Annotated in this window: 19 protein-coding genes and 3 pseudogenes; 6 read left to right on the top strand and 16 right to left on the bottom strand. The window is 45.1% G+C overall.

The window, feature by feature from the left end:
• Positions 1-4: 4 nt before the first annotated feature.
• The 11 genes and pseudogenes from ACSYSK_RS02780 to scrK all read right to left on the bottom strand — a co-directional run bounded on the left by ACSYSK_RS02780 (position 5) and on the right by scrK (position 9,256).
• Positions 5-754 (bottom strand): CPBP family intramembrane glutamic endopeptidase, encoded by a 750-nt coding sequence (locus ACSYSK_RS02780; protein WP_491715421.1) that lies wholly within the window; start codon positions 752-754, stop codon positions 5-7.
• A 20-nt stretch (positions 755-774) separates the two neighbouring features.
• Positions 775-1,275, bottom strand: a complete 501-nt coding sequence (locus ACSYSK_RS02775; RefSeq protein WP_491715420.1) for a zinc ribbon domain-containing protein — start codon at positions 1,273-1,275, stop codon at positions 775-777.
• 93 nt (positions 1,276-1,368) lie between these two features.
• Complete coding sequence (locus ACSYSK_RS02770) at positions 1,369-2,076, bottom strand: demethylmenaquinone methyltransferase (protein WP_491715419.1); 708 nt, start codon at positions 2,074-2,076, stop codon at positions 1,369-1,371.
• A 32-nt stretch (positions 2,077-2,108) separates the two neighbouring features.
• Entirely contained in the window at positions 2,109-2,885 is a 777-nt protein-coding gene (locus ACSYSK_RS02765; protein WP_491715418.1) for a hypothetical protein, read from the bottom strand.
• A complete protein-coding gene (locus ACSYSK_RS02760; RefSeq protein ID WP_491715417.1) occupies positions 2,872-3,588 on the bottom strand; it encodes an ATP-binding cassette domain-containing protein in 717 nt (238 codons plus the stop codon). The genes ACSYSK_RS02765 and ACSYSK_RS02760 overlap by 14 nt, the downstream gene beginning before the upstream one ends.
• Before the next feature lie 21 nt (positions 3,589-3,609).
• Positions 3,610-4,194, bottom strand: a complete 585-nt coding sequence (locus ACSYSK_RS02755; RefSeq protein WP_491715416.1) for an SOS response-associated peptidase — start codon at positions 4,192-4,194, stop codon at positions 3,610-3,612.
• A 40-nt stretch (positions 4,195-4,234) separates the two neighbouring features.
• A complete protein-coding gene (locus ACSYSK_RS02750) occupies positions 4,235-5,398 on the bottom strand; it encodes an AI-2E family transporter (protein WP_491715415.1) in 1,164 nt (387 codons plus the stop codon).
• Between the two features lie 484 nt (positions 5,399-5,882).
• Positions 5,883-6,741 (bottom strand): annotated as a pseudogene (locus tag ACSYSK_RS02745) (fructosamine kinase family protein).
• Positions 6,742-6,822: 81 nt separating this feature from the next.
• Positions 6,823-7,491, bottom strand: coding sequence for a YczE/YyaS/YitT family protein (locus ACSYSK_RS02740; protein WP_491715414.1), 669 nt, complete (start codon positions 7,489-7,491; stop codon positions 6,823-6,825).
• 136 nt (positions 7,492-7,627) lie between these two features.
• The gene (locus ACSYSK_RS02735) at positions 7,628-8,326 is read right to left on the bottom strand and encodes a zinc metallopeptidase (protein ID WP_491715413.1); all 699 of its coding nucleotides are present in this window, start codon (positions 8,324-8,326) and stop codon (positions 7,628-7,630) included.
• A 57-nt stretch (positions 8,327-8,383) separates the two neighbouring features.
• On the bottom strand, positions 8,384-9,256 hold the full coding sequence (gene scrK, locus ACSYSK_RS02730) for a fructokinase ScrK (RefSeq protein ID WP_491715412.1): 873 nt from the start codon (positions 9,254-9,256) through the stop codon (positions 8,384-8,386).
• 330 nt (positions 9,257-9,586) lie between these two features.
• Here scrK and ACSYSK_RS02725 point away from each other — a divergent pair, with 330 nt between their 5' ends.
• The 3 genes from ACSYSK_RS02725 to ACSYSK_RS02715 all read left to right on the top strand — a co-directional run bounded on the left by ACSYSK_RS02725 (position 9,587) and on the right by ACSYSK_RS02715 (position 12,268).
• Positions 9,587-10,354, top strand: a complete 768-nt coding sequence (locus tag ACSYSK_RS02725; RefSeq protein ID WP_491715411.1) for a lysophospholipid acyltransferase family protein — start codon at positions 9,587-9,589, stop codon at positions 10,352-10,354.
• Between the two features lie 76 nt (positions 10,355-10,430).
• Positions 10,431-11,300 (top strand): lysophospholipid acyltransferase family protein, encoded by an 870-nt coding sequence (locus ACSYSK_RS02720; protein WP_491715410.1) that lies wholly within the window; start codon positions 10,431-10,433, stop codon positions 11,298-11,300.
• A gap of 11 nt (positions 11,301-11,311) precedes the next feature.
• On the top strand, positions 11,312-12,268 hold the full coding sequence (locus tag ACSYSK_RS02715; RefSeq protein ID WP_491715409.1) for a glycosyltransferase family 8 protein: 957 nt from the start codon (positions 11,312-11,314) through the stop codon (positions 12,266-12,268).
• A 196-nt stretch (positions 12,269-12,464) separates the two neighbouring features.
• Here the strand turns inward: ACSYSK_RS02715 and ACSYSK_RS02710 are convergent, their stop codons facing one another.
• Entirely contained in the window at positions 12,465-12,893 is a 429-nt protein-coding gene (locus tag ACSYSK_RS02710; RefSeq protein ID WP_491715408.1) for a universal stress protein, read from the bottom strand.
• A gap of 136 nt (positions 12,894-13,029) precedes the next feature.
• Here ACSYSK_RS02710 and ACSYSK_RS02705 point away from each other — a divergent pair, with 136 nt between their 5' ends.
• Complete coding sequence (locus tag ACSYSK_RS02705) at positions 13,030-13,530, top strand: hypothetical protein (RefSeq protein WP_491715407.1); 501 nt, start codon at positions 13,030-13,032, stop codon at positions 13,528-13,530.
• 91 nt (positions 13,531-13,621) lie between these two features.
• On the opposite strand, the pseudogene ACSYSK_RS02700 reads toward ACSYSK_RS02705, so the two are convergent.
• From ACSYSK_RS02700 to ACSYSK_RS02685, 4 genes and pseudogenes are all read right to left on the bottom strand, one after another.
• Positions 13,622-13,876, bottom strand: a pseudogene (locus ACSYSK_RS02700) (flagellin); the annotation flags it as partial.
• A gap of 1,080 nt (positions 13,877-14,956) precedes the next feature.
• Positions 14,957-15,292 (bottom strand): annotated as a pseudogene (locus ACSYSK_RS02695) (flagellin N-terminal helical domain-containing protein); the annotation flags it as partial.
• 45 nt (positions 15,293-15,337) lie between these two features.
• Entirely contained in the window at positions 15,338-16,630 is a 1,293-nt protein-coding gene (locus ACSYSK_RS02690) for a flagellin N-terminal helical domain-containing protein (protein ID WP_491715406.1), read from the bottom strand.
• 17 nt (positions 16,631-16,647) lie between these two features.
• Complete coding sequence (locus ACSYSK_RS02685) at positions 16,648-17,943, bottom strand: flagellin N-terminal helical domain-containing protein (protein ID WP_491715405.1); 1,296 nt, start codon at positions 17,941-17,943, stop codon at positions 16,648-16,650.
• A 515-nt stretch (positions 17,944-18,458) separates the two neighbouring features.
• Here ACSYSK_RS02685 and ACSYSK_RS02680 point away from each other — a divergent pair.
• Positions 18,459-19,667, top strand: a complete 1,209-nt coding sequence (locus ACSYSK_RS02680) for a flagellin N-terminal helical domain-containing protein (RefSeq protein WP_491715404.1) — start codon at positions 18,459-18,461, stop codon at positions 19,665-19,667.
• 24 nt (positions 19,668-19,691) lie between these two features.
• Positions 19,692-20,960: a flagellin N-terminal helical domain-containing protein gene (locus ACSYSK_RS02675; RefSeq protein ID WP_491715403.1), complete on the top strand. Its 1,269-nt coding sequence runs from the start codon at positions 19,692-19,694 to the stop codon at positions 20,958-20,960.
• Positions 20,961-20,966 lie beyond the last annotated feature (6 nt).

The raw sequence follows: 20,966 nt of genomic DNA, 5'->3' as shown, positions 1-20,966 counted from the left end.
CAGTTTAAACCAATAAGCTTAAACTGGCAAATGCATTCCAGCTCATATGTAACGCGATCGAGCTGACGATACTACCACTGCGGTAATACTGACGTACTAACACCCAAGAAATGCAACCGTACAACAAACACCCAGAGATCAAACCGAGTAAACCAGCTTGAGTATAATGCTGTGCCACACTGACGATCTGTTGTAGCATGTGTGCTAATACGAATAAGACCAGACTAACTGCCGCCATTGTCTGCCGGTGTTGCTTAGTGGGAGTCATTTTACGCGTTCGTTTAGGACCGATCAGCAACAAGCGGTACAAAACTTCCTCACAAAGCGGCCCCACAAAAATTGCCAGCACTAACATTAGTATCTTACTAAGCTGGTTGAGTTGGACTAAGTCTTCGAGGTTTTGCTGGTTAGTCGTCGTTTGCGCCGGAAAATGAAGTAACAGTAACAAAAACCCCACCAGCAAATCCAACACGATAATTTGTAAAAAACCGCTGCAAACGCTCGCTGCTCCCCGACCGAAACGCCGGGTCCACGATAAACGGGGCGCTTTTTTGACCCGATGTTCAACGTGCCAAGCAAAGCCGCCAAAAATCACCAGTAACGCTATGATCGTCGCGCTCGCTAATAAGATCCCACCTAGACCCTGTCCGCCGTCAGCCGCGGGCCACTCGACTAGGTATTGCCCCATAAAATAAATCACGTGTAACAAAACGAAGTACCCCACTACCCGATACCACGGCATCCAGTTGGTCATGTCACATTCTCCCGAAACGATTATTTTTTAATATTCTTCAAATAACGGCCACAGTGCGGACAAAAGTTAAAGTCCTGGTACGGCTGGTGAGGATAGCGCGGATGGCAAAATTCACACAACGCCTGTTTTTTACGGTTGATGTGAAAACGGCGCAACGTCAAGGTGTCAAACGGATCTAACGCCGATAGCGGCTGGCCCGTTTTACGTTTATTGACCTGAACTACTTCGACCGTATCAGAATTTTCCAAGGCCTCGATGGCAGTTTGGTACTGGTGTGCCGTGTCGGCGGCCTCATCGTAGTCATCTAAAATATCCTGTAACTCTCCGTTGACCAAGATCAAAAAGCGATTGCTATTTTCAGACACGTCGTCTTCAGATAAAACCGTCGTCCCGCTGGTCAGGTGACCTAATTTTTTAGCAGCTAGATCCCGCGCCGGGGTCAAATTTTCTGGCGTCGCGCGAAAAACGGTATAACTTTTACCCTTACGATCGCTGACCAGATAATAATCCATCCGTACCATAGCTAACTCCTCCACTAGTTAAAATTTCTTGAGCACTCAACTATAAAATTCATCTTAGCACTTTTTGCGCAGCAAAAACACCACGATTTGCAATTATTTAAAACCCAAATGTAACGCCGCCGCCCCGAAGAAAAATAAGCGGTACGAAGCGGGAGTAAAACCAGTCTCGCTAAACAATTGCAATAATTCCGGCGCGGTCAAAAATTGCTGGCTCGTCTGTTGCAAATAAGCGTAGTCGCTGGCGTGGACCCGAGACAACTTGGCCAATAACGGCACGGCTTTGAAATAAAGTTGCCATCCCAAATGAAGCACACTGTTTTGCGGCTGTGAAGTTTCCAAACACGCGACTTGTCCGCCAGGACGGCAGACCCGGTACATTTCGCGTAATACCTGTTGGGCGTCCGGAACGTTGCGTAAACCAAAGCCGATCGTCACGCAGTCAAACTGATTGGCAGCAAACGGCAAGTGCATCGCATCTCCTTGCTGTAAGGTGATCCGTGCGTCCAGGTGTTCGCATTGCACTTTTTGGCGTGCCTTAGCCAACATTTGCGCGCTCAGATCTAACCCGTAAACGTGCCCGCCAGCACCGACGGCTTTAGCGAGTTGCACGGTCCATTCTCCGGTCCCGCAACACAAGTCTAAAACGTTAGCCCCCGTAAATAAATCCAGCTGTTGCATTGTTTGGCGCCGCCACTTACGTTGCATTCCGCAGGTGATCACGTCGTTCATCACGTCGTATTTGCGCGCGACGCGGTCGAAGATCTCTGTTACTTTTTTTTCTGAAGTTTTATTCGTTAACACTAGTTACCAAACTCCCCTAGGATTTCAAATATTTAATTGGCCTCTACCCAACGGTCGACCAAAAAGACGTTGATCACGCCGATGACCACGGTCGCTACCGCCAGTAAAAAGGCCGTCCACAACGGGCCGGAATAGATATTAGTCGTGTATAACGTGTAGCGGATATACACTAACTGGCCCAACCATCTGGAGGCTACTCCGAACATCCATAACACCATGACGATCAATAAGACGTACAAAACCGCCTTGTAAAATTTCTGATTAGTGGCCGGCAAAAACCGCGAGATCGCATTGGTCAGCAAATGGATCAGACTGATAGTCGTCCACCAAAATAAGATCCCGAACAAGGACACCAAAAAAACGCCCAGCATTAATAACCAAAAACGGTATTCGTTGCCGAGTAAATTGGTGCTTATCGTCGCACTGATCACTTTCATATTGAAAAGGTAATGGATCAGTACGAAAAACAGCTGTGCCAAAAAGACCAGTGCAAAAGAAATAAAAGAAGTTAGCAAGTTAGCGACGTATAATTTAGCGGCACTAAGCGGCACCAAGCGGTAACGCGAAGCCGTGTATACCCGCTCGCTGATCAACGCTAAAAAGATAAAGGCCGCAAGCGAAGCGAAAAAAGCCCACTCCAGCGCCGAACCAGCCAATAACAAGCTCCATTTTTCCGTAAAAAAGTTGCCGCTAAAGATCTGCGGTAATAAAGAAAGGAGCACTATCGCCACGTATAATACGATCACCTTAAATGCAAGCTGCACTTTTTCTGCCAGTAGCGTGCGTACCACCTTATTAAAATTCGTCATCTGTTTTTCCTTTCTGCTGGTAAAGCTGCTCGTAATATTCCTCTAAACTTTGGTCTTTGATGGCCGCAGTCTTTTGGTGGGCGATCATTCGATTCCCCCGTAAAACGGCGATCTCGTCTAGTAAGCCCGCAATTTCCGTTAAGTAATGGTCGCTTAATACCAGCACCGAGTCTTCATTTTTCCACTGGATCAAACTGTTGATGATCTTCTTACGCGTCATGCTATCGATGCCGGAAAGCGGTTCGTCCAATAAATAGACTGTCGCTTGCCGGGCCAAAGTCAAACTGATGATCAGTTTTTCGCGCATTCCCTTAGACAGTTCATTTAGCCTGCGCTGGGTAGTATCTAGCTCCAAAAAATCGCTGATCTCGCGAAATTGGTCCGAATCGAAATCGGGATAAACGGTCTCATAAAATTCGGCAATGTCGGCAATCTTAGTGTTATTCGCAAAACTTTGTAAGTTATCCGAATAACTGACTAGCGCCTTACGCTCAACTTCTTTAACGTGACCGTTAACACTCACGGTCCCCTGCAGGCCCTTGGCCAAACCCGCGATCAGGCGCATCAACGTCGTTTTACCAGCACCATTTTCACCCAGTAATCCCAACGTCACTCCTGCGGTCACCTGCAAATCGATGTCTTGTAAGATCACCCGCCGGTTTTTTTGGTAGGAAACACTTTCTAGTTCTAAGACGTTATCCATTTTCTTCTCCCTTTAAATTACTCAAATTAACTCCTGTTGCGTGTACCCGTGAGGTTGTGTGGCTTGTTTAGCGGTCAGTTCCGGCATCTGCACGCCGAGTTGGGCCACCGCAAATTGCTGATCGCACAACCAGGCTTTGAGCTGTTGTTTACTCAGTAGTAACGGCATACGCTGGTGGATCGCGCCCACGGCTTGATTCGGTTTAGTGGTCACCAACGTGCTGCACGTTTCCGAGCCAAAAGTGGCGTAGATCCCGGCAATGTACAACGGCTGGGTCGCATCTCCGTAGTTGAACCACCATTTTGCCTTGTGGCGGTCCCACTCGAAAAAACCGGTCGTCGGATACACACAGCGGCTTGTGCGAAACGCACTGGCAAACATCTTCTTAGTCGTCAGTGACTCGCTGCGGGCATTAATGATCCGCTGGTGAGGCTTAAATCCCGGAAACCCCCACTTCATTGTCACGACCCGGACTTTTTGTCGTGCAAAAATCACCACCGCAGTTTGGTCCCCGGGAAAAACCTCACCGACCTTAGGACTGACACTGGTCTGGCACGCCAACTGGTAGATGCGCGCAATTTCCGGGCTAGCGGTAGGTTCAAACATAAAACGGCCACACATAAAAAGTTCCTTTCTATATTAACGCTCAGCTTTTATCCACTGGCTCTTTTTGGTATAAATTAGGGTGCGTTTTTTGAAACCAAGTAAAATAGGTAGTAACTAAAACTTTTAGGACCGCATAACCGGGCACACCTAGTATCACTCCTGCTAAGCCAAACATTTTACCCGCTACTAATAAGATAAACAGGACCGTGAGCGGGTGAAATTTTAAACTGTTACCCAAAATCAGCGGCGAAATGATCCGTCCTTCTAGCGTTTGTTCGACCGCAAAAACCAATAGAACTTTGACCAGCATAAAAGGCGAGGTAAACAGGCCGACGGCTACTGCCGGGACCATCGCCAAAAACGAGCCCAGGTAAGGAATCAAATTTAACAACCCCGAGATCACGCCCAACAATAGTGCAAAACGCAAACCGACGATCCAATACCCGAGCCAAAACATCACGCCGACGCAAAAAGCAACGCCTAACTGGCCGCGCACGTAATTGCTGACTTGTTTGTTCATGTCGCTCAACACCCCACGTGCCGTGGCCCGGTAGCGGTTGGGTAAAAAATTAGCTAGGTAACGCGGCAGTTGGTGCCCGTCTTTTAGCAGGTAAAATAAAATCAGCGGCGCCGTCACTACCGCGATCACCAGCGAAGTCACCCGCGATATTAAGCTACCTAAAGAGTTCAAGGAACGCGGGACCAGTTGAACGGCTTTTTCAGGCTTAAAAAATGCCAGTAACTGCTTGTTTATGTCTGGTAACCTATTTTGCAGGTCGCTAAAAGTACTGCCAAAGGCCTCAATGATCAATTTTTCCAGCCGGTGCCAGTATTGCGGCCACCTAACTAGCAGGCCGTGTAGTTCCGTGCCGATCACCGGCGTGATTGTCACGACGAAAATGACCAAAGCCGCAGCCAAGATCACAAAAACTAACGCGACGATCCAACTGCGCGCTAATTTTAGTTTACAGTCCAACAGATCGACTAACGGATTTAAGAGGTAATAAAAAATCCCCGCGATCACCAGCGGCAACATGATGGTCTCTAAAATCAGTGTGAGCGGTGCGAGGACCCACGTCACTTTGCTTAACAGTAAAGCAATCAACAATAAAAGTAAAACGATCAGTAACGCAACGACGAAGCGGCTATCGATCACCCAGTTGAAAAACCAATTTGTCTTTTTATTGTGTTCATTTTTTAGCATAGCTTTCTCCTTTAGTGAACATTCTAAACAAAGAAAAGCTGCGAAGCAAGTCGTTTAGTAGCCGTAGACTAAGAAGCCAAGCGAAGCAAATCATGCACTTGGATTGGCTTTGCTTGGTACTTAGGACCTAGGCTACTGACTTGACGAGCGTAATTAGAAAAGCTGCGAAACAAGCTGTGTAAGCTGGCGGTTAGCTGGTGAGCACTAACCTAGCTGTAAAGTAAAGCCTGCACTGGGGCTTTGCTTTACAACGTAGTTAGGCACAACCTGCTGCCAGCTAGAACGCAATTAGGCAAGCTGTTTAGTAGCCATAGATTTCGCAGATACAAAAAAGGAGCTAGAACAAAATTACTTTTGTCCTAACTCCTCGTGTGTGCGTTACATAACATCAAAGATGACGTAAATAAATTTATACTGGTTAGTTGTTCCAGCGTTAGTTATTATAACATTCTTAAGCGTTAAAAAACAGGAAAAATTTGGCTGCTTAACTCGCACTAGTTAAAATCCGCTGCATTCCGTTAGCCACGCTGCCGGCGTAACTGGTCCCAAACTTATCGAGGTGGAGCATCAACAAGTACAGGCTATAAAATTGTAGCCGCAACTGGTACCCAGCGGCTAGCGGGTATTCGTTTTGGTAAGTCGCGTAAAAATCTTGACCGTAGGCACCGAATACCAAACTGCACCCCAAATCAAACTCGCGGTCGCCGTACATCGCTGCCGGATCGATCAGTGCAGGCGTACCGTCACGCAAAAACATGTGATTGCCGCCCCAAAAATCTCCGTGTAATAAACTCGGTGCGCTTGGATGCTGCCCCAAAGTAACGTTGATCACCTCGCGCACACGCCGGTAAACCTCTAAGTCTCGCTGGTGCCAGCGCCCCTTTTGCACCAGTGCGGCGGCTAACTGTTCCAGCCGTTGGTCGACAAATAATTCACGCCACGAATCCACCCAACGATTGCTAAAAGTCATGCTTACTACCCTGATAAGGAGTACCAAAGCCAAATTTACCCGTCGGATTGTGATAGCGGTGCAATTTGACCAGCAAACGTGCGAGGTCACTTTGCTTGCCGCGCCCCTGCTCCAAAAAACTTAGGATCAGGTAGGCAAAGCCCCCAGATTGGCCGGTCGCGATCACGCGCGGTGCCGTTACGTCAGCTTTAGCAAATTCTTTGAGTCCTGCAACTTCTCCCTGGTAAAAAGCGGCGGTTTGGTGCGGTTGCACCAGTAAAAAATACGTCTGCTCTGCAGTTTGCACGCGGTAGGCCTGATTAACATCACCGCCAGCAACGGGGGTGACGCTTTTAATTCGTTTTAATGGTAAATGATGCCGCCAATTTTCCATTTTCTCACGACTTTTCTGCGATTTCAGCACCAAAAATAATTTCTCTATACTTCAGATTATAGTCCAATCACATAGTCATGACTAGACCGTTAAGTGTTGGTGTTTTAGTTTAATAAAAATATACTTATCACTAAGCCCGACAAAATAGCCCTGAAATAAAAACGAAAAAACCGTTCCGACGTTGACCGCCCAGATCCTGTGGTTGAAAAAAGTCGTAATTCCAATGATAACTACGGGGATCAAAAAAGAAACGATCTGCGCCACGGCCGCCGAACCGTGAAAAAATTTAAACCGAATGATCTGCATGAAATCATCGTTAGGGTGCAAGATCAAATTTAACCGCTGGTAGATAGAAACACCGCACGCAATACATAAAAGGCCAAAAATATCTAAAATTAACCGGACTAATAAGGGCAGATCCATAATAAACGAGTGCGCTAACAGCGGCGAGATCAATCCAACCAGGTAACTAAACGGAAACATAAACACAAAATTACCGATCACCCGGTGAAGCTCAAAACGTCCCAGTAATAAGGCGTTAGTAATGACTACAACGACACCTTCTAATAATAAAATAACGGTCAATCCCAGCGGGAAAAGGTGTGATAAATTGACGGCAGACGCGGTCCACAGTGCACTTCCCAGGTTCAACGCGACCGTCAGTGCGTTACCAAACGAATTGATTGCGATCGAAATCAATAAGAAGACAACATCGCCCACAGCAGTGGGGCGCCCGTCTCGATGATACATGTAAATTCCTCCTCGTATTAGTTAAAAATGCCAATAAAAAACCGCCGCTCAAGTTAACAAAACAACTTCAAGCAACGGACATCTAAAAATCAAACGACGGCTAAGATTAACATTAATTTAGTGCAACGTCAACGTTTCAGCGCTCATCCCGGTCACCGAATAATAAAATTAACCGGAACAGCTGTAAGAAAGTTGACAACGCACCGGCCACATAAGTTAATGCAGCCGCGGTCAAAACCTTGCGGACCTGGGCAACCTCTTGTTTGGTCAACAAACCCCCGCCCGCCAAAATGTTGATGGCACGCGCCGAAGCGTTAAATTCCACCGGCAAAGTAACTATTTGAAATAACAAAGCTAACGAGAAAAAGAAGATCCCGATATGGATCAACGTTTGGTTAAACCCTAAAAAGATTCCTAACAAGATCAACGGCATCGACAAACTCGTTCCAAAATTAGCGACGGGCACCAAAGTCGTACGCAAACGCATCGGAAAGTAATTCACCGCATCCTGAACGGCATGGCCGCATTCGTGCGCGGCTACCCCGATCGCAGCTACCGAAGTCGAGTCTGCCGTGGAATCGGACAAATTCAGCGTTTTATTACCACCATTGTAATTGTCGGTCAGATCCCCGCCGACCCGTTTGACGACCACATCAGTGATCAACGACTGCTGTAAAATGTATTGCGCCGCTCCCGTGCCGGTCACGTTACTACTCGACTGGTAGCGGTCGTACTTGCTAAAAGTCGAATTAACGTAACTAGACGCGGCTAACGACAATAACATCCCGGCGATCACTAAAATATAAGTTGAGTCAAAAAAACCATATACCGGCATTTAACAACCTCCCTCAAATACTGCTAGGTTAACTGAAAGCAAAATTAGCTGCAAACATTAAGACTGCAACAACTTAACGGCTAAGGCAAAATCACCCAACGTAGCGGAACCGTTATTTTGTACCGCAGGCATCACGATGTAGTGGTCTAATTCAGGAAGCGGTACGTAAGAATTCAACATCTTGCTAAATTGCGCACGCACTTTGACCAAAAACGGCTCGCTGATCACACCGCCACCAAAAACAACTTTATCCGGTCTAAATAACAGAGTCGCCTGTAAAGCAGCTTGTGCCACGTAATAAGCCATGATGTCCCACACCGGCTCGCTTAGCGGCACGTCTTGGCCCTTGCGTCCGGTCCGCGCTTCAAACGTCGGACCGGAAACCAATCCTTCCAAACAGTCGCCGTGATAAGGACAGATCCCCTTAAAATCAACATCGTCGGGGTGGCGTTTGACGAACACGTGACCCATTTCGCTGTGGCCGACGCTACCGATAAAGTTGCCATTGACGACCGCGCCGCCACCGACACCGGTACCGATCGTGTAGTAAACTAACGAAGCAACGTTTTCGTTAGCCAGTGTCGCCATCACGTATTCACCGTAAGCCGAACCGTTGACGTCGGTCGTCCAATAGACCGGCACGCCTAGATTTTTCTTCAAATAACCGACAAAATCCGTATCCTGCCAGTGCGCTTTAGGGGTGCTGGTGATGTAGCCATACTTAGGCGAGTTTTGTTTGATCTCGATGGGACCAAAAGATGCTACGCCGATGGCTGCCACCGGGTGTTGTTTAAAATACTCAACCACTTTAGCTAACGTTTCCGTGGGAGTGGTGGTTGGAAACTGGACTTGATCTTTAACACGGTAGTCGCTATCACCCACCGCACATACAAATTTGGTCCCGCCTGCTTCCACACTGCCTACTAACATAAAAAAATCCTCCTCAAGCGGCCGCGAGTTATCGTTCGCGACTCATAATCTACTACTATATAAAATAAACCAGTGAATCAATTGAATCACTGCGATCAAATGATCTTTATTAATTATAGCATCTTAGCTTAAACAAGCTAGTATTATTTAACACCCAGAGTTGCGTAAAAAAACGGCTAGCAGTTTGGAACACGAGCACACCAGCTGCTGACTTGTTAAGTACAATTAAGGCTATTATTTTTGAATAAAAAGCCACTCGTCTTAGTTAGTGTTTACTCACCTAAACTTTCATGCTATAATTACTGCAGTCTAATGAGAGGAGCATTCAACATGACCCGTGCTAAAACGATCTATTATTCCTCTTACCAAGACGACCTAGTGCACAGTAAACAACAAGACTACCAGCTGCCCGCAAACTACCAGTGGGAAAAAAGCGGCCGGCTCGCCCAGTGTAGTAATGCTATTCTTCACGGTTGCGTACGCGTGATCAGTTGGTTTTACTGCCACCTTTTCTTAGACGTCACGGTCCACGGCGCCGCTAAACTGCTGCCCTACCGCAAGCAGGGCATTTACCTATACGCTAATCATACCCAAATGGTCGGTGATGCTTTTTTGCCGTTTTTAATTTTAGGAAAACAACACCCCGCCGTGATCATCAGTCCCGCTAATTTGGGGATCCCAGTGATCGGCCGCCTGTTGCCGTGGGTCGACACCTTGCCGCTGCCCAACAAGCGCGATTCTTGGGCGCGGTTTATCCATGCGGTTTACGCTCAGGTCAAGGCCGGTCACTGTGTCGTCACTTACCCGGAAGCGCACCTGTGGCCCTACTATACTAAGATCCGTCCGTTTGGCACGGGAGCATTTCACTATCCCGCTAACGACCACGCGCCGGTTTTTTGTTTAACTAATACTTATCAAAAGCCGCGCCACGGCAAGCGCCCCCACATTACGAGTTATATCGACGGCCCCTTCACGGCCCCAGCGGCATTAGGAGTTAAAAAACGCCAACAGACTTTACATGACCAGGTCAAAGAGTGTATGGTAACCAGAAGTCGTCAAAGCACATACAGTTACTTTGACTACCAGCAAAAGCACTAACTAGATACAGGAGAAAGCAGATGAAACTACAACCAAGTCTTATTTTTAGCAACCAACAAATGCTAGGAGGCGGCCTATGATCGTCGGTGGAGATAAAAGTGCGGTGATCGCCAATATCCAAAAAGCCGTAGCGGCCAGACGACTCAACGACAAAGTCGAAGTCGGCGACCCGCAATTAGACATCGCCGAACAACAACAACTGGCCAGCGCTTTTATGAACCAGCGCGGCCATTTTTCTTACCGGGTGAAAAACTTTCTGGGCCGCAGCGGCCTGAACCTGGCCGGTTGGTGGCTCAACCGTCACACGCAAATCAGCGGCATTGAACAAATAGCCGGGATCACCAGCGGCGCGATCGTCACCAGTAACCACTTTAATCCCCTAGAAAACACCGCCGTGCGCACGACGATCCACCGCGCGTTGCACAAGCGAATGTTTGTCGTCAGCCAGGCAACCAACCTGAAAATGACCGGCTGGCTGGGCTTTTTTATGAACTACGCCGACATCTTGCCCCTCAGCAAGGGTATCAATTACATGGGAAGAGTTTTTCCCCAGGGGCTGGAGCAAACCTTAAAACAAGGACACTGCGTCTTGATCTACCCCGAACAGGAGATGTGGTTCAACTACCGTAAGCCGCGCACGTTGCAACGCGGTCCTTACTATTACGCCGCGCGCTTTAACGTGCCCGTGATCTCGTGTTTCGTGGAAATGATCGACTTGCAAAACCCGGACAACGAACAGTTTAATCAGGTGCAATACCACGTTCACGTCCTCGCCCCGCTTTACCCCGACCCGCAAAAAACGGTCGCCGAAAACAGCCGCGCGATGCAAGCAGCCGACTACCAACAAAAAAAGACGGCTTACGAGCAGGCTTACCACGAAAAGTTAACTTATGATTTTGAACCCCAAGATATTGTCGGTTACCGGCAAGAATCAGGACACAACTAAGGAGAAGAGTAATGAACGAGATCCCCATTTTTTTCAGTGTTGATGATAACTACGCTCCCTACCTCGGAGTAGCCTTACAATCACTGATCCAACACACCAACGATGCCAATTCTTATCACATTCATATTTTGTACCAGCAACTCAGTCGTGATTTTCGTGACAGGCTCGCCGGACTCGCGACTGCCAACGTTCAAATCGAATTTATTTCGCTTAAAGACGATCTGTACGACCGCTTGGGCCACGACCAAAACACCCTGCGCGCCGATTATCAGACCCTAACAATTTATTACCGGCTATTTATCGCCGAGATGTTCCCGCAATACAATAAGGGCATTTACTTAGACGCCGACATCGTCGTGGAAGAAGACATCGCCCATTTATTTGAAATCGACCTAGGCGACCACTTGCTCGGTGCGATCCCCGATTCGTTTATCAGTCACGACCCCCAAGCGATCCCTTATCCGGATAACGCGGTGGGCATCGACCACAGTACTTATTTTAATTCCGGCGTGTTGTTGCTCAACTTAGAGCGGCTGCGCGCACAACATTTTAGCAATCATTTCTTGCAGTTGATGAACGAATATCATTTTCAGCTGATCGCACCCGACCAAGACTACCTAAATGCGATCTGTAACGACCAGCTGTTGTTACTCGACTTACACTGGAATTACCAAACGGAATACCCGCTGGAGATCCCGGTCAAACCCGCTATCGTGCATTACAATTTGTTTGGCAAACCGTGGTGTTACGACGACGTTCCTTACGCTAATTTCTTCTGGCACTACGTCAAAGGAAATCCTTTTGCTAAGGAAATCAACGCGATCAAGCACCGTTACCAAACAGAACCAGGGCTGACGGAAAATGACCGCAAACACAAGGCCTTACTCGTCGAACGGATCAAACATTTTCCGGAACTAGACGTGACCTTCAAAAAAATGGCGGAGCAGGGAACCAAAATTCGCCTATAACCATGAAAACACTAAGGGAACCGCAACAAAAGCAATTTTGTTGCAGCTCCCTTTTGGTTTTCCGTAAATAATAGACTGAATCGCGTTCGTCAAACCAGCAGTCTAAGTCCTAAGGACACCGCCAAACAAACCAAAGTACATGATTTGTCTGGCGGTGCCACTTAGTCTACGACCGCTAACCGGCTTGATTCACAACTTACCTGACCACTAGTACCGAACACGGCGCGTTTTTAGCCATGTAGGCCGCCTGACTGCCAAAATGCACTAAGCCGCGTTTGTCTTGCGAGCCGATGACCAACAAGTCCGGCTGCAAGCGCGGGATCACGTCTTTAACGATCGTCTTGCCCGCATCGCCTTCCGCAATCACCGTTTGCACCTTTTTGACTCCTGACTCCAGCGCTTGTTGCTTAAAGTCCAAAACGTGTTTTTCCAAGTGCTCCCGTTTGCCGTTGACGTAATCATCATCTAGCGCCTCGTAAACATTCATTTCGTCGCTTTCATTAATGCTTGCGATCAACAGTTCCGCGTCATTTTCCTTGGCATAGCGCACCGCATAATAAAACGCCAACTGCGCGTCGTGTGAATCATCGACGCCGACCAACACCCGGTTAAATCTAGTAGTCATGTTATCTCCCCCTCATAGCGCTCATCAGTAAACGTATTCATTAATTTTAGATTAACACACTTAGTGGCAAAATCCAATAAAGCAGTGCATATCAACCGGATTTCAGGTAAAATAAAACCAAAGGATGTGACGCACAGTGGACAAGCTATCATTGAAAAATATCATCGCTACCGCTAATGAGATCATTATTAATGAAGAAGACACCTTAGTACTAGAGATCGCCCACGAATATATCGGCGATGCCTTCGACTCAACCGGCGCCAGTAACGTCTACCTTGAACTCAAAAAATTTATCGAAGACGGCGGGACCGGTTATGACGACGGGATCTCCGGTATTCGCTTCGATTCGCGCAAAACGATCAATTCGGAAGACCCGCTAGTGATCAGGTTGAACCGCGAATTAGACAGCTACGCCGACGATCAAACTAAAATCGAGGTCCTCGCCACCTTTGACAATGTCAAAGTCGTGTCGATGGGCAACATGGGCTGCGGGTTGACCTTCACCTTGCCCCACTACGACCTCGACGTCAAATCGGTGTTCATCCAACGCTCGCTGTACCACGGCATCATGGATCGCGTCGAGCTCAAATTGCCCGCGATCGAGGACCAGTGGATCTTGAAGAGCCATTTAAAATAAAAATACGGGGACCAAAAAGAGGAGCTGAGACAATTAACTTTGTCCCAACTCCTCTTTATTATTCACCAATCGTGTTCAAGCAGTTATTTTATTAGCCTTGTAGTAAGGTCAAAACGCTGTTTGGCATGGCATTAGCCTGAGCCAACATCGACGTGGCAGCCTGCGAAAGGATGTTATCTTTAGTGAAGTTCATCATTTCTTGGGCCATGTCGACGTCACGGATCCGTGAATTAGCATCCGACAAATTCGTCGAAGTCGTTCCCAAGTTGTTGACCGTGTGAGTCAAACGGTTCTGAGCGGCGCCGAGGTCGGCACGCTGACCGGAAACCTTGTTGATGGCATTGTCCACTACGTTAAGAGCATGGGAAGCATTCGCACGAGCGGCACTATCGATTGTACTGTTATACGTAGCAATTGCTTTATTAGCCTTTTGAGAAGCCTTTACCTCTTTTTTAGCAGGTGTGCCTGCAGTACCACCTGACGTAGTGGATACTTCAATTTTAGAAGCAATGTTAGCCACAGCTGTTTTCAAACTTCCCAACGCAGATGTTGCTGTAGAGTTTACCCCTGAACCCGTATTAGGCAAACCATTTATTGCAGTTTTTAAATCTTCTATTTGTTCCTTAGTAACTCCCGATTTTAAGGCACCAGATGAGCCATCTGTAGCACTAAATACATCAGCCAATTTGGTTACTAAAGAATTCCAAGCACCACCAACGCCTATTGCACTTTGAATGTTTCCTATCGCGGTTTTAGCACTAGCTAAATCACTTTGCTCGGCTTTACTAATATCAATAGATACAGTAGTAGTACCCGGTGTACCTGAGGTGCCAGCAACCGCTGCATCATGATAACCTTCTACCACGGCTTTAACATCATTTTGATCACCATAACTGCCAATGTCTCCCTGTAGCTGATTAGCAAATGCTACTAAATCATTAGTAAATTTTGCCAATTTTTCAGTATCATAATTGTCTCCTGCTAACTTCCCATCAGAATCTCCTGAAGCTTTCTTTACTGCTTCATAACTATCCTTCAAATTATTATAAAGTGTTCCTAAACTGGCATCATAATCCACTAGACCTTTCTCCGTTTTTTTAGTAGGAGTAGTCGTATCATAGACACCTTCAACTAGCTTGCCCAAGTCACTTGTATCATGAGTATTACCAGTACTTTTAGCTGTATTAGTAAAACCTAGGTCCGTAGTAAATTGAGTAAGCGCTGTCGTCTGTTCTTTTTGAGTTGTGTTAACCGTAATTTCATCAGTATTATCACCTACAGCTACCCCTAATGAAGAAGCATCCATCGCATCGACATTAACGCTCATCGTTTGACCGGAGTTAGCACCGATTTGGAAGGTAAATTGAGTGTTGTCTTTGCTCAATAAGTTCTTCGTGTTAAATTGAGTCGTCGTTGCGATTCGCGTAATTTCTTTAGACAAAGCAGTGTATTCCTTGCTAATTTCACTACGATCTTCAGAAGTCAAGGTATCGTTAGCCGATTGCACGGACAAGTCCCGCATCCGCCCTAAGATACTATGAGTTTCGTTCAAAGCACCTTCAGCCGTTTGGATCAAAGAAATTCCATCTTGGGCGTTAGTCTTAGCTTGGTTCAAGCCGCCGATCTGTGCCTTCATTTTTTCGGAAATAGCTAAACCAGCGGCATCGTCGCCGGCCTTGTTGATCCGGGAACCGGATGATAATTTAGCGAGGGAACCTGCCTTAGAATCATTAGCTAAGTTTAGACTAGACAAAGTATTCATCGCCGGAATGTTGGTATTAATTCTCATTAAAAACCTCTCCTTTTATTAACCCTGTAGTAATGTCAACACACTATTCGGCATTGCATTTGCTTGAGCTAACATCGATGTCGCAGCCTGAGATAAAATATTATCCCTAGTAAAATTCATCATTTCTTGTGCCATATCAACGTCACGAATCCGGGAATTGGCGTCCGACAAGTTAGTCGAAGTGGTACCCAGGTTATTGATCGTGTGGGTCAAACGATTTTGCGCGGCACCAAGGTCGGCACGCTGACCAGAAACTTTGTTAATCGCATCGTCAACTACATTCAAGGCATGAGAGGAATTTGCACGAGCATTACTATCGATCGTACTATTGTACGTAGCAAGAGCAGTATTAACTATTTTAGAAGCTGCATTAGCAGAAGCGGCATAGTTCGTAGCTGCACCAGCACCACTGCCGTAGGAAACCTTATCTCCATAACTACCGATGTCTCCTTGCAATTGATTACCAAATGCAACTAAATCATTGGTAAATTTGGTTAAATTTGCTGATTTTAAATCAGCATTATCAGTTTGAAGCGTCCCATCGTTTTTACTTCCTTTAACATCACCATAGCTTTTAACTAGAGCGCTGTATAACTTGCCTAAACTAGCATCATATTTAGTCAGCCCCGAAGAAGCATCACCAACCAATTTACCTAGTTCACTGTCACTACTCGATCCAGCATCATCTTTTCCATTAAATCCCAATCCTTTGTTAGTAGTAGCGCCAAGAAAAGTATTCAGAGCCGTAACCTGTTCTTTTTGAGTAGCATTAACCGTAATTTCACCAGTATCATCGCCTACAGCAACACCAAGAGACGAAGCGTCCATTGCATCAACGTTAACACTCATAGTTTGACCAGAATTAGCACCAATTTGGAAAGTAAATTGGGTATTATCCTTGCTTAACAAGTTTTTAGTGTTAAATTGTGTAGTCGTAGCAATCCGAGTAACTTCCTTTGATAAAGCCGTATATTCTTTGCCAATTTCACTACGGTCTTCAGAAGTTAATGTATCATTAGCAGATTGCACAGACAGATCACGCATTCGGCCTAAGATACTATGAGTTTCATTCAGTGCACCTTCAGCTGTTTGAATAAGCGAAATCCCGTCTTGAGCGTTAGTCTTAGCTTGGTTCAAGCCGCCGATTTGGGCCTTCATCTTTTCCGAAATAGCTAAGCCAGCAGCATCGTCACCAGCTTTATTGATCCGTGAGCCGGACGACAATTTAGCCAGTGAACCCGATTTAGCATCATTTGCTGAATTCAGGCTCGACAATGTGTTCATTGCAGGTATATTAGTATTGATTCTCATTTAAAATCTCTCCTTCATTAACCTTGTAGTAGAGTTAACACACTATTCGGCATCGCATTTGCTTGTGCCAACATCGACGTTGCAGCTTGAGAAAGGATATTTGACTTTGTAAAGTTCATCATTTCTTGCGCCATATCAACATCACGGATCCGTGAATTAGCATCTGATAAATTGGTAGAAGTTGTCCCCAAGTTATTGATTGTGTGGGTCAAACGATTTTGTGCAGCACCTAGATCAGCACGTTGTCCAGATACTTTGTTGATGGCGTTATCAACCACGTTAAGAGCATGGGAAGCATTCGCACGAGCAGCGCTATCGATCGTACTATTATACGTAGCAACAGCACCGTTAACTTTTTTAGAAACAGCATTATAGCCGCCACTATCATAGGCATCTACGACTGCTTTAACATCAGCATTACTACCGTAGCTACCAATATCGCCTTGTAATTGATTAGCAAATGACACTAAATCATTGGTAAATTTGGTCAAAGTTGCGTTATCTCCAATTGATCCCGGTAATTGTCCACCAGTTCCAGACGCAGGCGTAGCATCATTGCTTTTAACATCTCCATAGCTTTTTACTAAATTATCATACAGAGTTCCCAAACTAGCATCATACTTATTTAGGCCATCATTAGTGCCGTCACCCTTAACTAAATCAAAAAGTTTGGTAGTACCATCTGCATGCGTATTTGCAGCCGTAAAATTAAGACCTGTAGCACTCCCGGTAAAAGTGTTGATAGCAGACATTAATTCGCTTTGCTTCGCATTAACGGTAATTTCATCGTCACCATCGCCTACAGCTACTCCCAGCGAAGAAGCGTCCATTGCATCGACATTAACACTCATTGTTTGACCAGAATTAGCACCGATTTGAAACGTAAATTGAGTGTTATCCTTGCTTAATAAATTCTTAGTGTTGAACTGAGTAGTTGTGGCAATTCGTGTGACTTCTTTAGATAAAGCCGTATACTCTTTACCAATTTCGGAACGATCTTCCGAAGTCAAAGTATCATTGGCTGACTGTACGGAAAGATCACGCATCCGACCGAGAATACTATGAGTTTCGTTCAAAGCGCCCTCAGCTGTTTGAATTAAAGAAATTCCGTCTTGAGCATTGGTTTTGGCCTGATTCAAGCCACCGATTTGCGCCTTCATTTTTTCAGAAATAGCCAGACCTGCAGCGTCGTCGCCAGCTTTATTGATCCGTGAACCAGACGACAATTTAGCAAGTGAACCTGACTTAGCGTCGTTAGCTGAATTCAGGCTTGATAATGTGTTCATCGCGGGTATGTTAGTATTGATTCTCATAAGCAACTCCTCCAATACAATTTTTAAGCACAAATTTTAATTATAATTTGTAGCTCACTTTTATATATCGGAGTTATTTTATTAAATTAAAGATATAAATAAAATTACATTAATTTATTTTTTAAAGTAAAATTTATTTATTAAGTATGTAAATATATTTAAAGAAATTAGTGTGACACTAACAATTGAAGAATAAGATTTAAAAAATCCTCCCCTCCTCCTCTACAATTTCACTTCACATCAAACTCATATTAATTCTCATTTTAAAAAGTAAAATTTAACTTAAAATAGATAGCTAATTGATAGTTAAAATGATTTTTTCTCATAAACTTGCTTTTAACTTTTATTACATTTGTTGTCATTAGCAATTTTCGTCAGTTTATAAAAATTAAAAATAATAAGTAGAACCTCTTTAAATAAAAGAAAACCTCCAAATAAATATTTTTTCAAATGCCAACGCGTGTTCCACGCTAAGGTTTTCACGCTCAAATATTTTATCAATGGAGGAATATACAATGCGGATTAATACTAATGTGCCAGCAATGAACACGTTGTCCAGCTTAAATTCGGCCAACGACGCTAAGTCTGATTCCTTGGCCAAATTATCATCCGGCTCCCGGATCAACAAAGCCGGTGATGATGCCGCGGGTTTGGCAATTTCTGAAAAGATGAAAGCTCAAATTGGTGGCTTAAACCAAGCAAAGACTAACGCCCAAGATGGAATTTCTTTGATTCAAACTGCTGAAGGTGCGCTGAACGAAACTCATAGTATTCTTGGTCGGATGCGTGACCTTTCTGTACAAAGTGCAAACGATACATTAACAACGGAAGATCGTAGTGAATTACAGAAAGAATTCAGTGCCTTAACTAAAGAAGTTACCAGGATTGCTACAACTACCCAATTCAACACCAAGAACCTGTTGAGTAAAGACGATACTCAATTTACTTTCCAAGTTGGTGCTAATGCTGGTCAGACAGTTAGTGTCAAGATTGGAGCAATGGATGCTAACGCCCTTAAAATTGATGGCGAAGGTGATGATGCTATTGAAGTTGATGCCACAGATGTGCAGAAGAAAACAGCATATAAAGATTTAATAGGGTCAAGTGGATTAGATTGGACAACAGGAATTGCTTCATCAGGTGGTTTAGACTTACTTACTAACACAACTAATGGCTTAGGTCAATTTGATAGTGGTTTGGCAACCTTATATTCAGACGCTAAGACTGCCGTTTCAACAGAAACTACAACAGATTCCGCAGAAAATGTTGAAAAAGCATCTAAAGCGTTAATTGCATTTTCTAACCAGCTACAAGGAGACATTAATAGTTATGGTGATCAAATTACAGATGCAGGTACCAAAACAGCTCTAACTAGCTATAAGACTAAAACTAATGACGCAATAAATAATTACAATTCCTCTTTAGATAAAGATGCACGTGGTAATGCTACTGGAGCAATTAATGCATTAGATGCCGCCATCAATAAAGTTTCCGGTCAGCGTGCCGATTTAGGTGCTGCTCAAAACCGTTTGACACATACGATCAACAACTTGGGGACGACTTCGACGAACTTGTCGGATGCTAATTCTCGGATTCGTGATGTTGACATGGCACAAGAGATGATGAACTTCACGAAGGACAACATTTTGTCACAGGCTGCGACATCGATGTTGGCTCAAGCTAATGCGATGCCAAACAGTGTATTGACCCTGTTACAAGGCTAATTAATTTAGAAAGGAGTTTTTACAATGAGAATTAATACTAATATTCCTGCAATGAACACGTTATCGAGTCTGAACTCAGCCAACGACGCTAAATCTGATTCGCTAGCTAAATTATCGTCTGGCTCCCGGATTAACAAAGCTGGCGATGACGCTGCAGGTTTGGCAATTTCCGAAAAGATGAAGGCTCAGATCGGTGGCTTAAACCAAGCAAAGACTAACGCTCAAGACGGAATTTCTTTGATCCAAACTGCTGAAGGCGCGCTAAACGAAACTCACAGCATTCTTGGCCGGATGCGTGACTTGTCCGTGCAATCAGCTAACGATACTTTGACGACGGAAGATCGTAGTGAATTACAGAAGGAATTTAGTGCCCTAACTAAAGAAGTTACTCGAATCGCCACGACAACTCAGTTCAATACCAAGAACTTGTTAAGTAAAGATGACACTCAATTCACATTCCAAGTCGGTGCCAATGCTGGTCAAACAGTTAGCGTCAAGATTAATGCTATGGATGCTGATAGTCTGGGTGTTTCTGTTACTGGTGATAAAGCAATTAGTGTCAATGCCACTGACGTTCAAGCAGGGACGGCATATGATTCTTTATTATCAGATTTAGGACTAGATGATACTGATGGTACAAGTGATGATATTGATACTTTATTGAAGAATACGAGCGATACTGACAAAGGTTTAAAAGATTTTGATTCTTCACTAGAATCACTTTATGCTGCTGCTACGACTGCTATTAAGGATATTATTCCTGGTGCAACTGCTGGTGGCCCTGCTATTGATGCTTCAGATTCAACTAAATTAACTGCTGGTGTCACTGCTGAAACAATTGCAACAGCTGCTAAAGCCGTCACCTCCTTTGCAAATCAATTGCAGGGAGATATCAATAGCTACGGAGATCAACTTGGAGCAACTGCTGCAGCTAAATTAAGTGACGTCACTAAGGCTGTAACTAAAGCTGTTCCAAATTACAACTCTGCCATTGACAAGTCTGCTCGAGGAGAGGCTACTAAGTCAATTAATGCCGTCGATGCCGCTATCAATAAAGTTTCTGGTCAACGTGCTGATCTTGGTGCTGCCCAAAACCGTTTGACACATACGATCAACAACTTGGGTACGACTTCGACCAACTTGTCGGATGCCAATTCTCGAATCCGTGACGTGGACATGGCGCAAGAAATGATGAACTTCACAAAGGACAACATTTTGTCACAGGCTGCGACATCGATGTTGGCTCAAGCTAATGCCATGCCAAACAGCGTTTTGACCCTATTACAAGGTTAATAACCT

The sequence above is a fragment of the Ligilactobacillus sp. ESL1201 genome, from assembly GCF_058503265.1.
Note: the sequence above shows the minus strand (reverse complement) of the source record. Positions and strands in the feature narration are given on the sequence as shown.

Excerpts from the sequence above, each read along its gene's own strand:
- ACSYSK_RS02760 (WP_491715417.1), bottom strand. The coding sequence starts at position 3,588 with ATGGATAACGTCTTAGAACTAGAAAGTGTTTCCTACCAAAAAAACCGG.
- ACSYSK_RS02765 (WP_491715418.1), bottom strand. The coding sequence starts at position 2,885 with ATGACGAATTTTAATAAGGTGGTACGCACGCTACTGGCAGAAAAAGTG.
- ACSYSK_RS02755 (WP_491715416.1), bottom strand. The coding sequence starts at position 4,194 with ATGTTTGAACCTACCGCTAGCCCGGAAATTGCGCGCATCTACCAGTTG.
- ACSYSK_RS02715 (WP_491715409.1), top strand. The coding sequence starts at position 11,312 with ATGAACGAGATCCCCATTTTTTTCAGTGTTGATGATAACTACGCTCCC.
- ACSYSK_RS02680 (WP_491715404.1), top strand. The coding sequence starts at position 18,459 with ATGCGGATTAATACTAATGTGCCAGCAATGAACACGTTGTCCAGCTTA.
- ACSYSK_RS02720 (WP_491715410.1), top strand. The coding sequence starts at position 10,431 with ATGATCGTCGGTGGAGATAAAAGTGCGGTGATCGCCAATATCCAAAAA.
- ACSYSK_RS02725 (WP_491715411.1), top strand. The coding sequence starts at position 9,587 with ATGACCCGTGCTAAAACGATCTATTATTCCTCTTACCAAGACGACCTA.
- ACSYSK_RS02675 (WP_491715403.1), top strand. The coding sequence starts at position 19,692 with ATGAGAATTAATACTAATATTCCTGCAATGAACACGTTATCGAGTCTG.
- ACSYSK_RS02710 (WP_491715408.1), bottom strand. The coding sequence starts at position 12,893 with ATGACTACTAGATTTAACCGGGTGTTGGTCGGCGTCGATGATTCACAC.
- scrK (WP_491715412.1), bottom strand. The coding sequence starts at position 9,256 with ATGTTAGTAGGCAGTGTGGAAGCAGGCGGGACCAAATTTGTATGTGCG.
- ACSYSK_RS02740 (WP_491715414.1), bottom strand. The coding sequence starts at position 7,491 with ATGTATCATCGAGACGGGCGCCCCACTGCTGTGGGCGATGTTGTCTTC.
- ACSYSK_RS02780 (WP_491715421.1), bottom strand. The coding sequence starts at position 754 with ATGACCAACTGGATGCCGTGGTATCGGGTAGTGGGGTACTTCGTTTTG.
- ACSYSK_RS02690 (WP_491715406.1), bottom strand. The coding sequence starts at position 16,630 with ATGAGAATCAATACTAATATACCTGCAATGAACACATTGTCGAGCCTG.
- ACSYSK_RS02775 (WP_491715420.1), bottom strand. The coding sequence starts at position 1,275 with ATGGTACGGATGGATTATTATCTGGTCAGCGATCGTAAGGGTAAAAGT.
- ACSYSK_RS02735 (WP_491715413.1), bottom strand. The coding sequence starts at position 8,326 with ATGCCGGTATATGGTTTTTTTGACTCAACTTATATTTTAGTGATCGCC.
- ACSYSK_RS02750 (WP_491715415.1), bottom strand. The coding sequence starts at position 5,398 with ATGCTAAAAAATGAACACAATAAAAAGACAAATTGGTTTTTCAACTGG.
- ACSYSK_RS02685 (WP_491715405.1), bottom strand. The coding sequence starts at position 17,943 with ATGAGAATCAATACTAACATACCCGCGATGAACACATTATCAAGCCTG.